This window comes from Bradyrhizobium jicamae (assembly GCF_001440395.1).
Taxonomy (GTDB): Bacteria; Pseudomonadota; Alphaproteobacteria; order Rhizobiales; family Xanthobacteraceae; genus Bradyrhizobium; species Bradyrhizobium jicamae.
Genome location: NZ_LLXZ01000049.1, coordinates 156,872 through 173,651 on the forward strand (window position 1 = coordinate 156,872; position 16,780 = coordinate 173,651).

Genomic DNA, 16,780 nt, shown 5'->3' on the forward strand with positions numbered 1-16,780 from the left:
ACGCAAAGCAGCAACAGCTCGACAGCGCACGCGCCGATCTCGCATGGCCCAAGCCAAGTTGCAGGCTGTTCTGGATCGCGAGTTGGCTTCAACCGACACCGCGGCATCGTTTGAAGCCTGGCGGAGGGAGCGTGACAGTTTGGTCTCGGAGGTCGAGCGGCTCACGAAGCTGATCGAGAGACTCGAAGCCGCCGCCAACGACGAGGCGGTGAATGCACAACAGGCAGCGCTCCGCAAACGCGTCGACGCCCAGCGGCAGGCCAATGAGACATCGGCAGGCCGAATCCGGGAAGAGGGCGGGACCGCGATCGAGGCGCTTCTCAAGCTCGCGCACGATATCGCCGCGGCCGAAATCGCTGATGCCGAGCTCAACGCGCAGATCCGAGACGACGCTGACAGGATCGTTGGCGCCGACATGTTGGCGCGCTATCGGCCGCCAGCACCGCGCGAGAACATCGCCGAAACGGAAATTGATCTGTGGGTCTTCGCCTCGAATGGCAGCTTGGTTGGATCTCAGGACGAGGTCATCGAGCGGGACGACGGGACTGGGTATCTTATTACTTCGACTCAGTACCGCGCCAACTGCGTCAAACGTCGCTTCAAATCGATCGAGTTTCTCGAGGCCGAGCCGCGCCAGTACTTCGAGCCGTTCTACGCAGAGCTCAGGCTGCCCAGCCTCGACGGTCCCGCCTGGTCGCCGCGCAAGGGCGCGTCGCCGGCCGCTGTCCTGGAAGCGCTCGCTCGTCGCTCCGAAAGCCCCGAGCGTCAGGTGCTCACGGAGCTCGTTCCCATGGATGCATGGACGGGAGCCGCGGCCTGATGTCAGGAAAGACGATCACCGCGACCGCTCGGATCGAGGCGAAGGACGCCACCGGCAGCGTTTTCGACAAGTTGGCCGCAAAATTCCGCGGCCTGGAAAAAGAACGCAAAAGCCTTGGAGGGCATCAAGCCCCTCAAGTTCACCGGCAATATTGAGAATGAGCTACGTCGCCTCAAGTTAACCGAGCGAGAGCTGCAAGGCGTGCGCAAGGCGCAGGCGGCGCTGGATGCACAACTGAAGGCGGACCCGGTCGGACGGCGGGCATCCATGTACTTCAGGGCAATGGATGATTGGAAAAACCGAACCGTCGCGCACTGGCGGGAAGTGAAGGCTGGCGTCGACGAGGCCGACAAGGCGCACAAGAAGTTCTTCGCTGCAGCAGGCCGGTTCGGCTTGGCGGCTACTGGCATCGGCGGCGCGGCTTATGCGACGTACCGTACGGGGAGGTTCGCCCTCGATAGGTCGAAAGAGGATAACCGCGAGTGGACCAAGCAACGACAGGTCGGCCTTACGCAATCTCAGTCCGACGAGATCGCGGCCGAAGCGGAACGCCAGTCGCAGCAATTCCCGTCAGTTTCTCAAACTGAACTTCGTGCGGCCGGTCGCGAGGCCACGATGCAGCTCGGGAGTTCTGAGGCTGGCCTGAAGATGATGTCGACGATCGGTCGCTTCATGACTTCTGGCAAAGTGCTATGGGGGACCGACAAGATTGAAGAGCAAACCCGCAAGGCGTTGCAGATTCTCGACGCTCGGCAAATCACAGACCCACAGCGGGCGAACAATCTGCTAGACGCATTGGTACGGTCGTCGCAAGTCGAAGGCGGGCCCGACTTCAAGGCCGAGGACTTGCGCACCGCTCTCCGGTACGGCCGGGACATGACCCGCGGCCAGAGCGACCGGTTCATCACAGGTGTGCTGCCGCAACTCGGCGTCGACATGGGATACCCGCAGGCCGGCACCGGTCTGGCCTCGATGCACTCGGCGCTGATCGGCGGTCGGCAGAAGGAAGCGGCGAGCGAATTTCAGAGAGCCGTCGGCCTGCGCAATGACGGCGGTCTCGTGGGGCAGGGCCTGTTTGCGCGCGACGTCGATCGGTGGTTCGACGAACACTTCATCCCCGCCATGAAGAAGGCGAAGGTCAACACCGAAGATCCGGCCGAGGTTGCCGCGTTCAATTCGAAATTCTTCAGCAACAGAACGGCCGCTGACGTCGCCGGCAACATGGTCCGCGGCCAGGCGCAGCGGGTTAGGCGCCGTGAGCAACAGGAACTTGCCAAGGGCATGGCCGGCGCGGAGAGCCTACACCGAAAGGATTTCGGCATGGCCGCGGAGGCGGCTTCGGCGCAACTCGCCAACGTGGCCGTGGCGCTTGATAAAGTTACCGGCGCATCCGACAGGATCATCGGCGGGCTGAATAATATTTCGGAGGGCGCCGGCTCGTTATCGACATGGCTGCGCACCGGAGAGTGGCCAAAAGAGAGCCAAGAAAAATGGAAGACGCATATCGACTCTGAGGCTTATCGCGACGGACTTGGCGGCGTTCTGCAGGAATATAAAACGCCATATCCGACCGGTGAAGACCCGATGGGGTCGGACTACTCGCGTCGCCAATTCCGAAGCAACGAATACTGGAGCGGCTTGGGACGCGAGGGCGCATCGGCTGAGAGCGCCGCCCGGCTGCGGCGGGAAGCCGAGAGGTTCGACGCAGCGAAACCATTTGCGGTGCCCGGTCTCAGCAAAACGATGACGTATGGCACCGGCGCTGAGAGCGCGGCCCCCGTCACAGTTGAAGGAACGATGGAGGGCGAAGGGAAACTCGCGATCGACATCAACGCCGGCTCGTCGCTGATCGATGTCGTCCGCCGCGCCGAGGCGGTGATCAAGCTGGCAGGTCAGATCAATGCCAACGGCGTGGGCTCAAACGGGAAAAGCAGCCCCGACGCCGCGGCGCCGGCTCATGTGGGTTCGGCCGGCAACTCTCCGCTGTGATCGGCATGTGGCGCCGTCGACGATCTCGTCTCGATGCGCTCGCCGGTCGCGTGGAGGAGCTCGAGCACCGCCTCGATCGCGTCGCGATCCGGCAGTGTGTCAGTGAGGTGATGTTGGCGACCGCAGTCGCTTTCGTTCTGCGCGCCGTCGGCGAAGATCTGTTAAGTCGGCTTATGAACGAGTTGCGTAAGAACGTCAGCGCCACCGCTTCCAGGCAGACGGTGGCGCTGGAGATGGAAGAGCGCGCGGCTCAGCTGCTCGATCAGATCGAATATTTCGCACGTCTTCCGCAAACGACGGACGGCACACGTCACTAGGGCCTGCGACTCGCGCGCAACATTGCGCTACCTATTCGTGCTTGCTAGTTGAGGACTGAGCGACGCGCATGTCGCAACGCTCGCTGCCCCGGGGCGACGGCGGATGTAACCGCGCCCCGGTGCGTCCATTCAGACCATGAGGCTCCAAATGGCACGTGCGCGCCGATCCGAGATCGACGACGAGTGCGAGGACGCGCTGCCGTCAGACTACGCGCCCCCGCCGCAGCCCTGGGAGAACGATGACTGCGACGCCGCGCGGGAAGCGCGCGAGATCCTGGACGCCTTCGAAGTTGGCGAGATCGACGCGCAAACGCGTTACGTGCTGCACCGGCTTGTCTATCGGGCCGCTCGTTGGCTGAAGCTCGGCATCCCGGGGGCGCGGCCGGGGCGGGAACTGGTGACGATAACCCTTCGATGCATTTTGGAATCAGAGGGTAACGAGGCTGCGCTCTGCGAACTGATCGTGCGGGCCGTCGCCGCCGTCGTCCCGGAGTTCGAGCACCGCGGCCTTGCGCTTGTCGAAGCATTCGACCAAATCAACTTGCTCGGCGTCCTCGAGCAAATGCGGGCGCTGGAATATTTTTACGAGAGCGAGACCTCGTCTGCGCTGGAGCGGATCTTGAAGCACAAGCTTTGCCGCATCCTCACCCCTCAGCCACCCGCACCCGTGAAGCAGCCGAGCAAGGAAGAGCAGATCGCCGCGGCCAAAGCACATGCTGCAGCTGTCCGGCTCGCGGTGATCGAGCGCAGCCTCGAGCTCGGCGGGCAGTTGCTGGAGCTTCGTGTCCGGATCTGCAACAATCGCGAATTCGGACGCCAGCGGTCCCGATTAGGCGTGGATGACGCCTCAGTCGCCTCGAAGTTGATGCTGGTGGCACGACACTATGGCCAGCGGCCGGAGGTTTATCGGCATGTCAGTTGGCGGATTCTATCGGATCTGAGCGCGACCAACTTGCCAGAGCCGAGGCGCCTGGACTTCGAGCGGCGAATCCTCGCCGGAGAAAGGGTTCGGCCTGCGGAAATCGCCCGCGCCCGAGTGCCAGGAAGGCGAGGCGGCGCAAGAAAGGCGTGGAACTAAACGGCGCGGAGCGCAATCCGCGCAGGCTTCGTGGATGTCTTTGCGGATGAGGCCGATGTCATCAGCACTTGGCGCTTCCAGAGCAGAAGTGCCACGGCCAGAGTCCTGCGGGGATTCCTATACTGCGAGGATGCGGCGGAAGTTGTGGCCGACGGCTGGGAGGATGAGTTGGCCGCATCGCCGGCGCGGCCTTTGAGGTAGCAGCGGCCGAGGTGATCATCGGCCTTCAGGTGTCCGATGATGGGTTCGATGGCGGAGCGGCGGCGCAGCTCGCGCTTGATGACACCGAAGACGCCGCGCTTCTGGCCAGAGATGAAGATTCGGCGGGGATTTTGTGCGTCGTGGCCGCGGTATCCCTTGTCGACATAGGCCCGCTCGATCGCGCAGCCGGTGAGTGTCTCGGTGCGGTTAACGACGTCCCGCCCTCTTGCGGTCTTCCTATCTGTGACTGTCAAGCCACTACTTCCAGTAGTTGAACAGTTTGGCAATATCATCTTGAACTCGCTCGATAGCGTACGAGTCGAGTCTGTCGAGTGATAAGGATGTTCCGCCGAGATCATTTCGCCACACTGCGGCCCGCTCAGCTTGTCACCGTCCACGGTCGCTCGTTCGAGTGGCTGGACATCCGCACCGAGACAATCGCCCAGCTTCGCGATCCGGTGACGCTGGAACGTGCGTGGGTGCCCCTGGCCGCGATCACCGTTCCGGCGCAGCCAGAATGGGCGCCGACGCATCCCGCGGCCGATCGCCCACCTCGTAATTCTCTTCGTCACTTCGTTCGTCGGAAAAAATCAGCGTCGCGCGCCAACGAGGACGATCCTGAACGAACTTGATCGCAGATTAACGCCAAATAACTCGACCGTCACCGCCCTTGTTGCACGTTCTGCTTCTACTACGCAGCGGGAGCAGATTAGGGTTGATGAGAAACACCAACATCTAACCAGAAAAGGATGGTCATTGCGGCGGAGCCGGCGCTCAACACAGCCGCGATCGACGCGGACACCAAGACGCATGATCATATCCGATGAATACCGGTGATGCGCTCAGTAGCGCGGATGCTCTGGCCTTCGGTGAGGCAGGCGATAACTGCAATCTGCTGGTCGGGGATTTGGGACGGCCCGACGACCTCGCGACGCCGCACGCGCGCGGCGCTCCAGGACGACAATGCCCACAACTGGAACGCCTCGTATCCGTCGGCGAATTTTGATGACACGCTGGTCGCCGGTGTGAGGAAAGGCGACGTGCTGACCCGCAAGCAAGACGGCGCAGTTTATGAGATTGTCCGCGTGGTCCCGAACGGGTTCGGCCGCACCACGCTGCAATTGTCCAGGCGCAGGCAGGCCCTACATTGAGAGCTTAGGCGCACGTCAACATTGCTCACTGGCGTGTGCCAACCTATCTTATGAAGGAGCGCTTTCCCGCGGCGGGCCTGGCGCTCGCAGCGCCAGTTGTTGCCGGATGTACGCGACAACTGGCGCTGTCTTATATCGGGGGACAGTTTATGAGCGTGCGACCATTCGCGGATTATGTTCACGACTGGGAAACGCCAGCCCTCGCCGCAGAAGTCCATCGCATCCTTGCCTCGATCGGCGCGCCACCGATCGACGACCATGGCCTATTTACATTTCAGAAGATTCTCTATCGGCGCTATTTCGATTACGACGCCCGCGGGCAGATCATTCTCACATGTCGCTGCATACTCGAGTCGGAAGGCAACGAGGGCGCGTTCGCCGAGCCCTTCGTCGGCGCTGTGTACGGTGTCTGCAGCAAGCAATCATTTGCAGACCGCGGCCTCGATTTGGTAGCCGCGTTCGATCAAATCCCGCTCCAGGATATCGTTAAGACGATGCGTGGGCTCGATCTGTTCAAGGAGTCGAGCATCAGGCATTACCTGTCGATGATCGTCGAGAACAAGGTGCGCAAGATACTGTTTCCGCCACAGCCGGAGCCCCCGCCCAAGCCGAGCAGGCGGGAGCGGATCGCAGCAGACAAACGAGCGGCCGCCGCGGCGAGAAACAGGAATGTTGAGCGGAAAATGGACCTCGGCCGCAAGCTGGCGACGCTGCGGGACGTTATGCCGAACAACCGGAGGTTCGGCGCGGCCGTTCGCAAGCAGTTCGATCTCCACGATCCCCTGGAGGTGGCCGAGATGGCGCGCGTGGCTCGGCGATACGGCGACCGGCCCGAGATCTTCCGCAAAGTGGGTTGGCGGGTGCTTGTGGAGTTGGCTTCCTCGGCAACGTCAGAGGCGAAGTGCCGGGAGTTCGAGGCCAGAATCGCGGCCGGCGAATGCGTCAACGGCGCCGAGGTAATTCGCGCCCGGACCCCAATTGGAGTTCGTAGGCGTGGACGGTTTAACCTGCGCGCGAAGATATGTTAGTGGGCTAGTTCAGTTGCAGCCAACAAGAGAGCCAATGCGGCCCTTTTAGATTCCAGGCGCTGTGACGCGATAGCTAAAGCGAGCGGAGCACCTGCCAGATCATCGCCAGCATGGCGTAGGCCTTCACTGATGACCATGGCCCGATGGACATAGCGCGATCAATCTTGAAGGACGCTCCGATATCACTAGCAAGACGGGCGAGGAAACTGGCCGCTCATTTCGCCGCACGATGTCGCGGCTGTACTTTGACATGACTCAATCCCTACGAAAACGGAAAACTAGAGGTTGTAAGAACTAAATATGAAGTGTAAAATTGTTAAGTTGCTGCTTCCATTGAGGGAGCCGGAAATTCACAAGATCCTCACTACGCTTTTACCGCACCTAAATAGAAAAACAAAGTCAGTTTAATTGCTTAAGGGATAATCACGGAAGGCACTGCATGAAGAGTAATGACGGGGATGGTCATGAAACAAATCGACTTCGATGGAATGAGTACCGACGAACTATGGTCGCTTCACGTTGAGGTTTCTCAGCTGTTGCAGCAAAGAATCCAATCGGAAAAAGTTCGGCTAGAAGAGCGTCTGAAGCAGTTGAAAGCCCCGGTGTCAGGGCGACGGTCGTACCCGCTGGTACCGCCGAAATATCGCAATCCTGATCAGCCGTCAGAGACCTGGGCCGGGCGTGGCAAACAGCCGCGCTGGCTGGTGGCGCAGTTGCGCTCGGGTAAGCGGATCGACGATTTCAGAATCAAGAACGAATGCGTTCCTCTCCATCCTCAAGGCCGGCGTGGCGACGCGCCACTCCCGCGATCTGTTTAAGAGCGCGATCGACGCCTACAACGAGCGCGTGAACGTTGCGGAGGCGCGGCACGGGGAAGGCTATAAGGATCCGGTCTTCTGGGCTAACGCGCGCCGGTGCACCGGTTGGATCAGGGGAAACTAAGGGATGCGATTGATCCGGATTTGGCTGGCTCGCGTGCTGATCGGGGTCGCCTCGCTGCTGGCGACAGTCGCGCAGAGGATGGTGAGGGGGACTCGCCGTTCTCCGCCACCGGGCTACTGGTATGCGCCTGATGGGCACCCCGAAAGATCGATTAGGTAAACCGAAAGAGCAAGTACGAGGTAATCTGCCATTTGCTATCAAGGGATGTGCCGAACCCAGCTTGTTTCTCGGCACAGACACATTTCCCTTACTGGCGGCCCCAGTCGGCCCCCAAGCCCCGCTGGGGCCGTATTTTAGTTGGCAGCTGTTACAGCCTACAGCGATCCCAGCAACCGCTATCCGATCGCCAGCGCCAAGATCGCGGGCATGGCGTATGCGGTCCGGCGGCCAATTCGGTTCACTTTAGTAGACCCGGCGATGCCGCCGATAACCCGCGGGTTCTTGGGCGCTCGCGAAATATGGATTGATGACGCACCGTGCCGAGCGGCCCGATGCCGACGCGTTGCATTGGGCCAGCGACGTGTAGCTGCATTCGTAGTAGATGGTCCGGTCGTACAAGCGCAGACAAACCGGAAATGCCGGATCGTACATCTGGGCGGCGGCCGGCCATCCCGATCGCCAAAATCGCCAAGGTCAGAATGCGCATCAGAGCCTCCTTCGGCATTCACTCCAAGACCTCATACTCAAAGGCTACGCCTTCCGGGTCGTTCTTCGCAAACCATGTTTCCGCGGCGTCTTGGTTGGCGAAGACCTTGATGTGCTCGGCGTCGCCCGGCCCCCGTCAAACCTAGTCCGGAGAAATCTGCAGATTCATTTGCATGACAATGATGGCCATCATGGCGCACACGATCAGGCCAGCCAACGCGATGAGCTTTCTCTCTGCCCCCAGTGATGCTTTTTCCCCGACTCTGTGAACTCGAGGACGTGGCTGCGGTTCAACGCCTGCATGACGTCGATCCGGGCCAACATCGTGGGACCGCCGCTCTCCGCCACCGGGATTAACGCCTCCATGGCAGCCTGCCATTCCGGTGCGGAATGTTCGGCCTCCGGCGGCTTGGTGATGTAGCTGGCGGCACCCTCAGAGTGAGGAGCTGTCGGCCATCCGGAAGCGGCATTGGGTCCTCAAACGAGGTCGACCAGGACAAGGGAAAGCTCTTCAAAAAACGGGCGGGACCGCCCCTTGGGCGAGGCGGCCCCTTAATCGCGCAGTACGCAAGTGGGGGACATTTCTGCACGATCTGTAGCCACGCTAGGTCTGTTCAGATCGACCGCAACGGATATTCCGGGTTAGGCTGGAGTACGCCGCCGAGGTTAAATCTGAAGTGCATTTAGCGGAGGCCTATTACGCGGGCCCGCTTGCTGCTACCATGGAAATCCTGACGCACATCGGCACCGCGCTTGCAGACGAACTGCGGCTCAACATCCGATAGGCGCACGTGATCCGGCCAGCGATCGGCGGGGGCTGTGGAGTGGCTGCAGCGGTAGTCACTGCAGAAGACATCGATGCGGAAGACGCCGGGCTCGCGCATCTCCGAAGGTGATTTTCTGTTCGCGTGGCATGCGCCCAATTTGCCAAAACCAACCGCAGCTTGAATTAGCCCATGTGATCCGACTGGGCCACGGGCTGTCAATCGGCTTGCAAATTTGACCCCTCATCGGCGTCCAATTTTGACCCCTTTGCGCGGCGAGCTTTGCTGGTAGCGCTCGTCTCGTCGGAGCTGGCCGGGATAGCGGAGGCGAGACGAGCGCGGGTGGCGTGATCGTCGTCTCGGCTCTTGAACCGCCAGCTATCGTTGCCGGTCTCGACAATGTCGCAGTGATGGGTCAATCGGTCGAGCAGCGCGGTGGTCATTTTGGCGTCGCCGAACACGCTCGGCCATTCGCCGAAGGCGAGATTGGTGGTCACGATGACGGAGGCGCGCTCATAGAGCCGGCTGACGAGGTGGAAGAGAAGCTGGCCACCGGACTGGGCGAAGGGCAAATAGCCGAGTTCATCCAGCACGATGAAGTCCATCCGGGTCAGATGCTCGGCGAGCCGTCCTTGCCGTCCGTTGCGGGTCTCGGTCTCGAGGCGATTGACGAGGTCGACTACGTTGAAGAAGCGGCCGCGGGCACCGGATCGGATGCAGCTTCTGGCGATGGCAATGGCCAGGTGGGTTTTGCCTGTGCCGGTGCCGCCAACCAGCACGACGTTGCGTTGTTGGGCAATGAAGCCGCCGCCGGCGAGGTCATTGACCAGCGTCCGGTTGATCGGCGGGCCGTCGAACTGGAAGTCGTCGAGATCCTTGGCAAGCGGCAGCTTGGCGATGGTGAGCTGGTACTTGATCGAGCGGGCCTGCTTCTCGTTGATCTCGGCGTTGAGCAAGTCGCCGACAATGCGCTGAGGTTCGTGCTGACGCTTGACGGCAGTTGCCATGATCTCGTCGAAGGCAGCCTTCATGCCGTAGAGCTTGAGTTCGCCCATGAGGTCGAAGATTTGGGTTCGTTCCATCAGATGGTCCTCCGGAGGTTGTCGTAGCGGGCACAATCGGCGATCGGTGCATGACGGAGCGTCAGTGCGGCCGGCGTCATGATGTTGGCCGGTGGGGCGGGTTCACGTTGACGGGCCAGGATATTGAGCACGACATCGGCGGAATGGACGCTGTGACTGAGCGCTTCGGCACAGGCCGCTTCCACCGCGGGCAGACCGTCAGTCAGTACCGCGTTGAGGATGTCGACCATCTGCCGATTGCCATCGTCGGTGCTGGCAAGCTTGCGCCGGATCCGCTCGATCGCGGCCGGCAGCACCCAGTCTTTGAAGGGAGCACCGTTGCGCAAGGCGCCGGGTTTGCGGGCGAGCACCGGCACATAATGCCAGGGGTCGTAGACGGTATCGCCGCGGCCAAAGGATCGCGGGTGCTCGGCAACGATGCGTCCCTCCTGACGGATCACGATGCGATCGGCATAGGCTTGAACCTCGACCGGTCGTCCGACTGCGCTGGCTGCGACCGAGTACTTGTTGTTGTCGAAGCGCACCAGGCAGGTCTTCGAGACCGATGCCGTCACCGCATGGAAGCCGTCGAAGCGGCCGGCATAGGGAACGAGTTTGGGGCGTTCGGCTTCGAACACTTCCCAGATCGTCTGATCGACCAGCTCCGGATGGCGATGAGCCTTGGCGTAGGCTGAGCAGCCAGGCGTTTAACTCGTCGAGGTTTTTGAACCGCAGCCGCGGCGTGAAGAAGCGTTCCCGGACCAGCCCGACCTGGTTCTCGACCTGCCCCTTCTCCCAGCCCGACGCTGGCGTGCAGGCGACCGGATCGACCAGATAGTGGCTGCACATCTGCAGGAAGCGGCGATTGTAGAGACGCCCTTTACCGACGAAGATCGTCTCTACGGCGGTCTTCATGTTGTCGTAGATGCCGCGGGTGCAGGTGCCTTTGAACAGGGCGAACGCCCGGTCGTGGGCGTCGAACACCATCTCTTGCGTCTCCCGCGGATAGACCCGCACGAACAGCATGCGGCTGTGACAGAGCCGGACATGGGCGGCCTTCACCATCACCGTGGTGCCGCTCAGCAAGACCACCTCGTGGCTCCAGTCGAACTGGTAGGCTTCGCCTGGGGCAAAGCTCAGCGGGACATAAGCGGCCGCGGTCGATTGCCCGCGTTCTTTGCTCCACCGCCTGGCGTAACGCCGCACCGCATCGTAACCGCCGTCATAGCCACGCCCGCGCAGCTCTTCGAAGATCCGGATCAACGTCAGCTGTTCACGAGCCGATTTGGCCGCGTTCGCCGCCAGCAATCCGTCAAGCTCCGATGCCCATCGTCCCAGCTTTGGCCGCGGCTGCACCTGCCGCTCGTACTCGAAGGAGGTCTCTCCCGACCTCAGCACCTTCCGAACCGTGTTCCGCGACACCTTCAGGTCATGGGCGATCTCCTTGATCGTCTTGCCCTTGATGAAGTGCTCGCGCCGGATCCGGGCAATCGTCTCCACGATCAGCATCCCCCACCACCTGCTTCGTTCCAAAGCAGGCAGCGCAACAGACCAATCTGTAGGGGGTCAATTTTGGACGCCGATCCCCTGGCTTAGGGGGTCAATATTGCAGGCCGAATGACACTGCCGGGATCGCGTTAAATTCGCTCCCCGCGCCCTCGCTGGCGATCCTGGATAGCATCGACGTGCGCCGGGCGCTCGTGTTCGGAGAGGGAAGGGGCCGGCTACAAGAACAAATACGAGAAGGAAAAGCGCGAGGCGCTCGACCTTTGGGCCGCACACCTGATGCGGCTGGTCGCCGGCGAGGTGAGAGACACTCTCCACAGTTAGGTGGCTCTGAAGGTGTGAACAGTTGCGGTTGCGATGTCGTGCGATTCCTTGAGCTCTTTTGTCCCGAGCCGGGGATCTCTCAGTCTCTCAAGCCTTGTGATGTCCGGTGTCCAAGTCATTGGGATGCGCCAACAATCGCCAGCTTGGGAAAGTTTTGTTTTTTCGACGATCACGGGCCACCACCTCAACAGCAAACTGGCTTGTCCGAATCCTTTCAAATCATCAAAACTCGAAGGCGGAAAAAAACTGATTAGGCCGCTTTCCATGTAAGCGATCAGATTTGGCCAGTGCTGCAGGATGCGGGCGTCCCCTGACAGGATGGCGTTGCCGCCTTCAGCAGCAAAGGCTTTCAGCCAACTTGGATCGTCCGTTCCAGGTGGGTGAAAATCTCGCACCCAGGTAACTTCTAACCCGCTTCGATCTGCCAAAAATGCCCTGAGGGCCTTTGCGACCCGGTACGAGAGGTTCTCGTCCAGACGGATCTTCAATGAAGGGTCCGCGTTCTGATGTCTTGTTCGAAACTTACGGCGTCTTCTACATTGCGCCGGCTAACGCCGAATTCCTCCGCCGCAGTCTCGACATCTCCCTCAGCTTGATATGACGCAAAGAGCGTTTCAGTTGGAATCCAGATGTTTTTTACGACAGGACGTCCGAACGAAATCTTCGGGTCCATAACCACATTAGGATGATTGCGGAGCGGATGCCAAGAACGGGCGATGTCCTCGACATAGAACACTTGGTCAAAGAGCGAAGGCTCAACCGCTGGCACGATCTCAAAGTTGTCGTTCATGAGGTTGACGAGACGCTTCTCACCCTCATCGGTCGCCACTTCTTCAAAGATGTGCTTGCCGTTTGCTCTAAAGCGTTTGTCCATGGCAAACGGGTGATCGACGCCGTGACGGTCCCGCAGCTTCAGGGCGACTTTCCGGATAGTTTGGGGGCTGAAGCCGGCCTCGCGGAAATGACGGATGAAAGCACTCTCGATAAGATCGAGAAAGCCGAGCACAGTCTTGCCGCCGACTTGCGGGAGCTGCCGGATCAAGATCGGGCTTGCGTCGCTGTTCCCGTAACCTTCAACCCACGATTTCACCTTGCCCGGCTTGGCGGCCAAGATCCGCGCTACCATGGGGACTGTGTATAGGCCCTGGTCGGCGATACTGGACCAATCGGTTTCCTGCACTTCGCTGGCTCCTGGCGAATGAACTCCGAACCAAGATTATCACGGGAGACCGGGGGTGGTCACTATTCTTCCGCAACCGGAGGGCGAGGGCAAGGCGCTGTTCGTCGGCGCGCTTTCTGAGCCTAGCGAGAAATGACCCCAACGATCACCAAAAGCACTCCAAGACAGACAAGCACGATGCCTGAACTGGCCGTCTTAAACTTAAACTTCATGCCCAGCGCTGCATCGTCGAGGCTGTGGGGGAATTTGCCCGGGACCGATACCTTGAATATCTCTAGGAGTATGAGGGCGAAACCAGCCAAAATTAGAAAGGCGCCGCAACCAGTTGCGATCGTGCTAGATGTCATCAGGGCCTCCATGCGAAGCTTTCCGCAACCCTAGATTCACGAGTTGGGGGAATTATCAATCAGCCGGACCGTATCGCAAGAGAAAAGCCGCCGGTGGTGCCGGCGGCTCCGTCTTAAACTTGTTCCCAAAATGGTGTCGAGACCGTCTCCACGCGTAGCATGGTGCCTTCCAGATATGCCGGCGCGTCCAGCGGGAGCGGCGTGCGGATGTCGCCATAGGACCGGTGAGCAAACATCCGGTAGCTGGCGCGGAGGAATTCAGGGTAACGGGCCCTTACATCTTCCAAGACCAGCCGCTCTTCTAGGATCGCCAGCATCATCTCGGACATGATCTCCTTCCGTTGGTGAAAGTCGATATTGCGCGGCACAGCGTTATCGACTGCGGTGAATATCTCGTTCGGCGGTGCGGCGATGATACCCGTCAACGTCGGACCACGGGTGACGTTGGATCGGAGGCCAATCCAGCGGGCACGCAGTGCAGTCACATTGTTGCGCCGGGAGAGCGGGCGTAGAAGGTTCTCGAGTGCGGGGTCAGCGCGCATCGCGGCAGCTAGTCCATTGAACTTGATGAGCGCGGGTCGGTCGCCCCCGCGTTTCGTCACTTGCGCGATTGAGGAGCCGCTCTTGACTGCTTCGACGACAGCCGTGATCTGCTCTGCGGTGTACCGGCCGCGCTTGTCCCATTCCGCGCGGCACGTTTTGCATTCACGCTGCTGCCAGCCGTTGCGCCTAACGACGACGATCCTCACATTGTCGGGGGTGAGCTCGTGGCCATTCTTACAGTGTGTGCGCTGTTGCGCGAGCGCTGCAAACGCTACCTTCTTCTTCTCCCGTGCGTTCGCCCGGGCGATGGTCAGCATTTGCTCGGACCATTCCGGATTGAGAGCCCGGTAGATATCCAGCCCCATCTTCTTGGTAAATGGCAGCGAGAGATCGCGGAACGTGCCGCCGCCGCGCATGTGGGCCTCAACCGCCTCAACGTCCGCCTGCGTCAAATCCATACAGGTGCGGCACTGGCGCCACGGATATTTGCTGTGTTTCGGGTGCACTATCGCCGTGTTCTCCGGCGTCATGGCGTGGCCGTAGTTGCAATGGGTCTTAGGCATGTCGGAAGCTCCATCATGCGCGGAATTGCGCGCGCGGAGCCGATTCCTGAGTCGTGTCACGTCCGTGGCGCGTGGCGGCGGCCCCAAGGGGGGGATTTCAGGTGGGACCGAAAGCGCTGATGAGCCCGATCACGATGGGGATGAGGCCAGCGCAGATCCATAAAGCGGGTACACTCGAGCTTAGGCCGGCAATCAGTCGCCTATGGTCTCGCCCGAAACCACTTCAAGGGCAGACCAATCTGATAGCCTCTGGTTTTCAATGAATGGAGCGTGCAGCCTAGTTTCGCCGCGATGTCCTCCGGATTGGTTTTGGCGTCTACCAGTCTCCGAAACAGGTCATCGTCTTCGGTTGTCCACTTCCGTCGGTGTTCATCAACAGGCATTTTGCATTTCGCTACATCGACCCTCTTGCAGATCTGCTCGACTGCGCATCACTTCTTCGCCTTCAGCCCCAGCTCCACGAGCCGGCGGATCGCTTCTGCTCGAGAAGGCTCATCGTCCTGCTTGGCTCGCCATTTGTCGACTGCCTTCAGAAAGTCCTCGGTTACCCGCATCTGGAAGGGGCGATCTTGGATTCGGCCTGGTGGACGTCCCATTTAGGTATTGACCTTTATATAAATGTCATTACCAATATAGCGAGCCAAGATGATGATCGCAACACCATCCCGGCTCTAACCCCAGCCAAGGAGTAACCCATGGCCAGAGCTAAGAACCAATCTACCACAAAGGATCCGGTGTTCGCCGCGATCGAGAAGCATCAGAAGGCGATGAGGGAGCTGCAAGAGGCGCTTAAGATGGTCCAAGGCACCCTCGGTCCCGATCCCAAGAAAGAAAAGAAGTACGGCGACCTTGAATGGACGGCGCGGGCCGAACTGACTTCCACCGCTCCGACAACCTTGCAGGGCCTGCTGGCGCTGTTCACCTACATCAATGGCGTGACCAATGGGCCGCTTTCCCCCTACGGCAAGCGCGACAACACTTTTGAGGAATTTGAGAGCCTCACTGTCGTTCTCGCCAATGCCGAGGAGCTTCTTTCAGAACAGATCGGGAGGGCGGCATGAATAAGCAAGTAGACGACGACATCAGCGATGCCGGAAGAACGACCCCATTCCATATCGCCAGCGACATGGAAGACGATGTGCAATCCATCATCGACTACGGTAACGCAATTTCTCGCTTGGCGGCATCATTTAGCGACGACGAGGCCAACATGATCGCGAGACTTAGCTGGCAAGTCGTCAACCACGCTAAAGCTGTAGAGCATCGGCAGGGGTTGCTTTTCCACGCCCTCCATCCCAACCGCGCCGAACTCGATGCAGAGGCCAAAGCGTCCGCGACGGTCGGCCGGACCGGTGGGGACAAGCGGGCCTGACCCGGTCGGGATTACAACGAAGAATACGGCCCGGCCTCACGGCCGGGCTTTTTCATGGGACGACAACGCTCCAACGCCGCGTGATTCCCGCGAGGCGATCGCGACACGGCCCGCCCGTTCACCCCTGGCGGCCTTTCTCGCCCGCGCTCGTTTAGTTTGCAGACGCGCTCCCTGCGCGTGATCCTGCGGCCGTCGTCCCGTTCAATCGTGGTAGTCTCCATGCGGCAGCGCTGTCGTGGGCCGATGGTGACACCGCCTGGACCGACACCAACAGTGGCGTTGGAGTCATACCCGCGACGTTCCCTATAGTAGCCGGGGTCGCGGCCTCGTAGTGCCGCCCGGTCTGCATATCGATTTGGGCCATCTTGACGTCTTGGGCCTTGGCCGGAGTGACAAGCGGGGCAGTCGTCACCACCGCTGCCGCCATGACAAAAGCGATTTTCATCATGGGGAGTTCTCCTTGGACATTTAAGGGAGGTGTAACGGGCGCGAACACGAGGGGTTCCACTAGGCATTGCGAGGAAGCCCGGCCTGGACTCGCATGAGGTGATTTTCTGTTCGCGCGGGTCGGGCGAGGGGACGTTCCTCATGCACGCTAGAACCTGAGGCGGGGTCGTCCTCGAAATGCCCCTAATCCACCAGGGCGAGGCTACGCCGAGGCGCCCCGAAAGGGATGGACCTTTAGGTGGGGCCGAAAGCGCTGATGAGCCCGATCACGATGGGGATGAGACCAGCGCAAATCCATAAAGCGGCGTACACCGGAGCTCAGGCCGGCAATTAAGGATCCAAAGACCAAAGCCGACGATGAAGGCCGAGATCGCATAGGCGGCCGCTTTTTCCATATTCGATCCAACAGCAAGGAGCAGGATCGACGTCTCTACGTTTCGGCGAGTCGAAGCGGCTCGAAAGGGCCTGGTAGGATCAATGGTCAAGCAGTCGATGGCCCTCG

16 protein-coding genes and 4 pseudogenes are annotated in these 16,780 nt (G+C 60.4%); 10 read left to right on the forward strand and 10 right to left on the reverse strand.

The window, feature by feature from the left end:
• Window positions 1-43: 43 nt before the first annotated feature.
• The 5 genes from CQ12_RS08120 (at window position 44) to CQ12_RS08135 (ending at window position 4,204) form a co-directional block, all read left to right on the forward strand.
• Entirely contained in the window at window positions 44-820 is a 777-nt protein-coding gene (locus CQ12_RS08120) for a hypothetical protein (RefSeq protein WP_057834788.1), read from the forward strand.
• A complete protein-coding gene (locus CQ12_RS43505) occupies window positions 820-975 on the forward strand; it encodes a hypothetical protein (protein ID WP_157088059.1) in 156 nt (51 codons plus the stop codon). The genes CQ12_RS08120 and CQ12_RS43505 overlap by 1 nt, the downstream gene beginning before the upstream one ends.
• Entirely contained in the window at window positions 935-2,809 is a 1,875-nt protein-coding gene (locus CQ12_RS08125) for a hypothetical protein (RefSeq protein WP_057834789.1), read from the forward strand. The genes CQ12_RS43505 and CQ12_RS08125 overlap by 41 nt, the downstream gene beginning before the upstream one ends.
• A 5-nt stretch (window positions 2,810-2,814) precedes the next feature.
• On the forward strand, window positions 2,815-3,126 hold the full coding sequence (locus CQ12_RS08130) for a hypothetical protein (RefSeq protein ID WP_198164093.1): 312 nt from the start codon (window positions 2,815-2,817) through the stop codon (window positions 3,124-3,126).
• A 148-nt stretch (window positions 3,127-3,274) separates the two neighbouring features.
• Entirely contained in the window at window positions 3,275-4,204 is a 930-nt protein-coding gene (locus tag CQ12_RS08135) for a hypothetical protein (RefSeq protein WP_057834791.1), read from the forward strand.
• Window positions 4,205-4,327: 123 nt separating this feature from the next.
• Here CQ12_RS08135 and CQ12_RS08140 read toward each other — a convergent pair.
• Window positions 4,328-4,626, reverse strand: a pseudogene (locus tag CQ12_RS08140) (transposase); the annotation flags it as partial.
• Window positions 4,627-4,746: 120 nt separating this feature from the next.
• On the opposite strand from CQ12_RS08140, the gene CQ12_RS43510 reads away from it, so the two are divergent.
• Window positions 4,747-5,037 carry a hypothetical protein gene (locus tag CQ12_RS43510; RefSeq protein WP_157088061.1) on the forward strand — a complete coding sequence of 97 codons (291 nt, stop codon included), beginning with the start codon at window positions 4,747-4,749 and terminating at the stop codon, window positions 5,035-5,037.
• A 182-nt stretch (window positions 5,038-5,219) separates the two neighbouring features.
• Here the strand turns inward: CQ12_RS43510 and CQ12_RS43515 are convergent, their stop codons facing one another.
• Window positions 5,220-5,417 carry a hypothetical protein gene (locus tag CQ12_RS43515; RefSeq protein WP_157088062.1) on the reverse strand — a complete coding sequence of 66 codons (198 nt, stop codon included), beginning with the start codon at window positions 5,415-5,417 and terminating at the stop codon, window positions 5,220-5,222.
• Window positions 5,418-5,606: 189 nt separating this feature from the next.
• On the opposite strand from CQ12_RS43515, the gene CQ12_RS08150 reads away from it, so the two are divergent.
• Together CQ12_RS08150 and CQ12_RS41960 are read left to right on the forward strand one after the other, a co-directional pair.
• Complete coding sequence (locus CQ12_RS08150; RefSeq protein WP_057834794.1) at window positions 5,607-6,584, forward strand: hypothetical protein; 978 nt, start codon at window positions 5,607-5,609, stop codon at window positions 6,582-6,584.
• 458 nt (window positions 6,585-7,042) lie between these two features.
• A complete protein-coding gene (locus tag CQ12_RS41960) occupies window positions 7,043-7,402 on the forward strand; it encodes an H-NS histone family protein (protein WP_083519184.1) in 360 nt (119 codons plus the stop codon).
• Between the two features lie 526 nt (window positions 7,403-7,928).
• Here CQ12_RS41960 and CQ12_RS08155 read toward each other — a convergent pair.
• The 7 genes and pseudogenes from CQ12_RS08155 to CQ12_RS08190 form a co-directional block, all read right to left on the reverse strand.
• A pseudogene (locus tag CQ12_RS08155) lies at window positions 7,929-8,120 on the reverse strand (DUF3551 domain-containing protein); the annotation flags it as partial.
• Between the two features lie 1,033 nt (window positions 8,121-9,153).
• Window positions 9,154-10,017 carry an IS21-like element helper ATPase IstB gene (istB, locus tag CQ12_RS08165; protein WP_057834795.1) on the reverse strand — a complete coding sequence of 288 codons (864 nt, stop codon included), beginning with the start codon at window positions 10,015-10,017 and terminating at the stop codon, window positions 9,154-9,156.
• 8 nt (window positions 10,018-10,025) lie between these two features.
• Window positions 10,026-11,505: pseudogene (gene istA / locus CQ12_RS08170) on the reverse strand (IS21 family transposase); the annotation flags it as partial.
• Window positions 11,506-11,822: 317 nt separating this feature from the next.
• Entirely contained in the window at window positions 11,823-12,314 is a 492-nt protein-coding gene (locus CQ12_RS08175) for a PIN-like domain-containing protein (protein WP_057834796.1), read from the reverse strand.
• Window positions 12,311-13,006 (reverse strand): DUF433 domain-containing protein, encoded by a 696-nt coding sequence (locus tag CQ12_RS08180; protein ID WP_057834797.1) that lies wholly within the window; start codon window positions 13,004-13,006, stop codon window positions 12,311-12,313. The genes CQ12_RS08175 and CQ12_RS08180 overlap by 4 nt, the downstream gene beginning before the upstream one ends.
• Before the next feature lie 122 nt (window positions 13,007-13,128).
• Window positions 13,129-13,365: a hypothetical protein gene (locus CQ12_RS08185; protein WP_057834798.1), complete on the reverse strand. Its 237-nt coding sequence runs from the start codon at window positions 13,363-13,365 to the stop codon at window positions 13,129-13,131.
• A 101-nt stretch (window positions 13,366-13,466) separates the two neighbouring features.
• Window positions 13,467-14,459: a hypothetical protein gene (locus CQ12_RS08190; RefSeq protein WP_057834799.1), complete on the reverse strand. Its 993-nt coding sequence runs from the start codon at window positions 14,457-14,459 to the stop codon at window positions 13,467-13,469.
• A 695-nt stretch (window positions 14,460-15,154) separates the two neighbouring features.
• Here CQ12_RS08190 and CQ12_RS08195 point away from each other — a divergent pair.
• Together CQ12_RS08195 and CQ12_RS08200 are read left to right on the forward strand one after the other, a co-directional pair.
• The gene (locus tag CQ12_RS08195) at window positions 15,155-15,520 is read left to right on the forward strand and encodes a hypothetical protein (RefSeq protein WP_157088064.1); all 366 of its coding nucleotides are present in this window, start codon (window positions 15,155-15,157) and stop codon (window positions 15,518-15,520) included.
• The gene (locus tag CQ12_RS08200; RefSeq protein WP_057834801.1) at window positions 15,517-15,831 is read left to right on the forward strand and encodes a hypothetical protein; all 315 of its coding nucleotides are present in this window, start codon (window positions 15,517-15,519) and stop codon (window positions 15,829-15,831) included. The genes CQ12_RS08195 and CQ12_RS08200 overlap by 4 nt, the downstream gene beginning before the upstream one ends.
• 713 nt (window positions 15,832-16,544) lie before the next feature.
• Here the strand turns inward: CQ12_RS08200 and CQ12_RS45630 are convergent.
• A pseudogene (locus CQ12_RS45630) lies at window positions 16,545-16,780 on the reverse strand (hypothetical protein); the annotation flags it as partial.

Coding starts and splice junctions, on each gene's coding strand:
- CQ12_RS08130 (WP_198164093.1), top strand. CDS start 2,815: ATGTGGCGCCGTCGACGATCTCGTCTCGATGCGCTCGCCGGTCGCGTG.
- CQ12_RS08135 (WP_057834791.1), top strand. CDS start 3,275: ATGGCACGTGCGCGCCGATCCGAGATCGACGACGAGTGCGAGGACGCG.
- istB (WP_057834795.1), bottom strand. CDS start 10,017: ATGGAACGAACCCAAATCTTCGACCTCATGGGCGAACTCAAGCTCTAC.
- CQ12_RS08185 (WP_057834798.1), bottom strand. CDS start 13,365: ATGGAGGCCCTGATGACATCTAGCACGATCGCAACTGGTTGCGGCGCC.
- CQ12_RS08150 (WP_057834794.1), top strand. CDS start 5,607: ATGAAGGAGCGCTTTCCCGCGGCGGGCCTGGCGCTCGCAGCGCCAGTT.
- CQ12_RS08190 (WP_057834799.1), bottom strand. CDS start 14,459: ATGCCTAAGACCCATTGCAACTACGGCCACGCCATGACGCCGGAGAAC.
- CQ12_RS41960 (WP_083519184.1), top strand. CDS start 7,043: ATGGTCATGAAACAAATCGACTTCGATGGAATGAGTACCGACGAACTA.
- CQ12_RS08120 (WP_057834788.1), top strand. CDS start 44: ATGGCCCAAGCCAAGTTGCAGGCTGTTCTGGATCGCGAGTTGGCTTCA.
- CQ12_RS43505 (WP_157088059.1), top strand. CDS start 820: ATGTCAGGAAAGACGATCACCGCGACCGCTCGGATCGAGGCGAAGGAC.
- CQ12_RS08200 (WP_057834801.1), top strand. CDS start 15,517: ATGAATAAGCAAGTAGACGACGACATCAGCGATGCCGGAAGAACGACC.
- CQ12_RS08195 (WP_157088064.1), top strand. CDS start 15,155: ATGGCCAGAGCTAAGAACCAATCTACCACAAAGGATCCGGTGTTCGCC.
- CQ12_RS43510 (WP_157088061.1), top strand. CDS start 4,747: ATGTTCCGCCGAGATCATTTCGCCACACTGCGGCCCGCTCAGCTTGTC.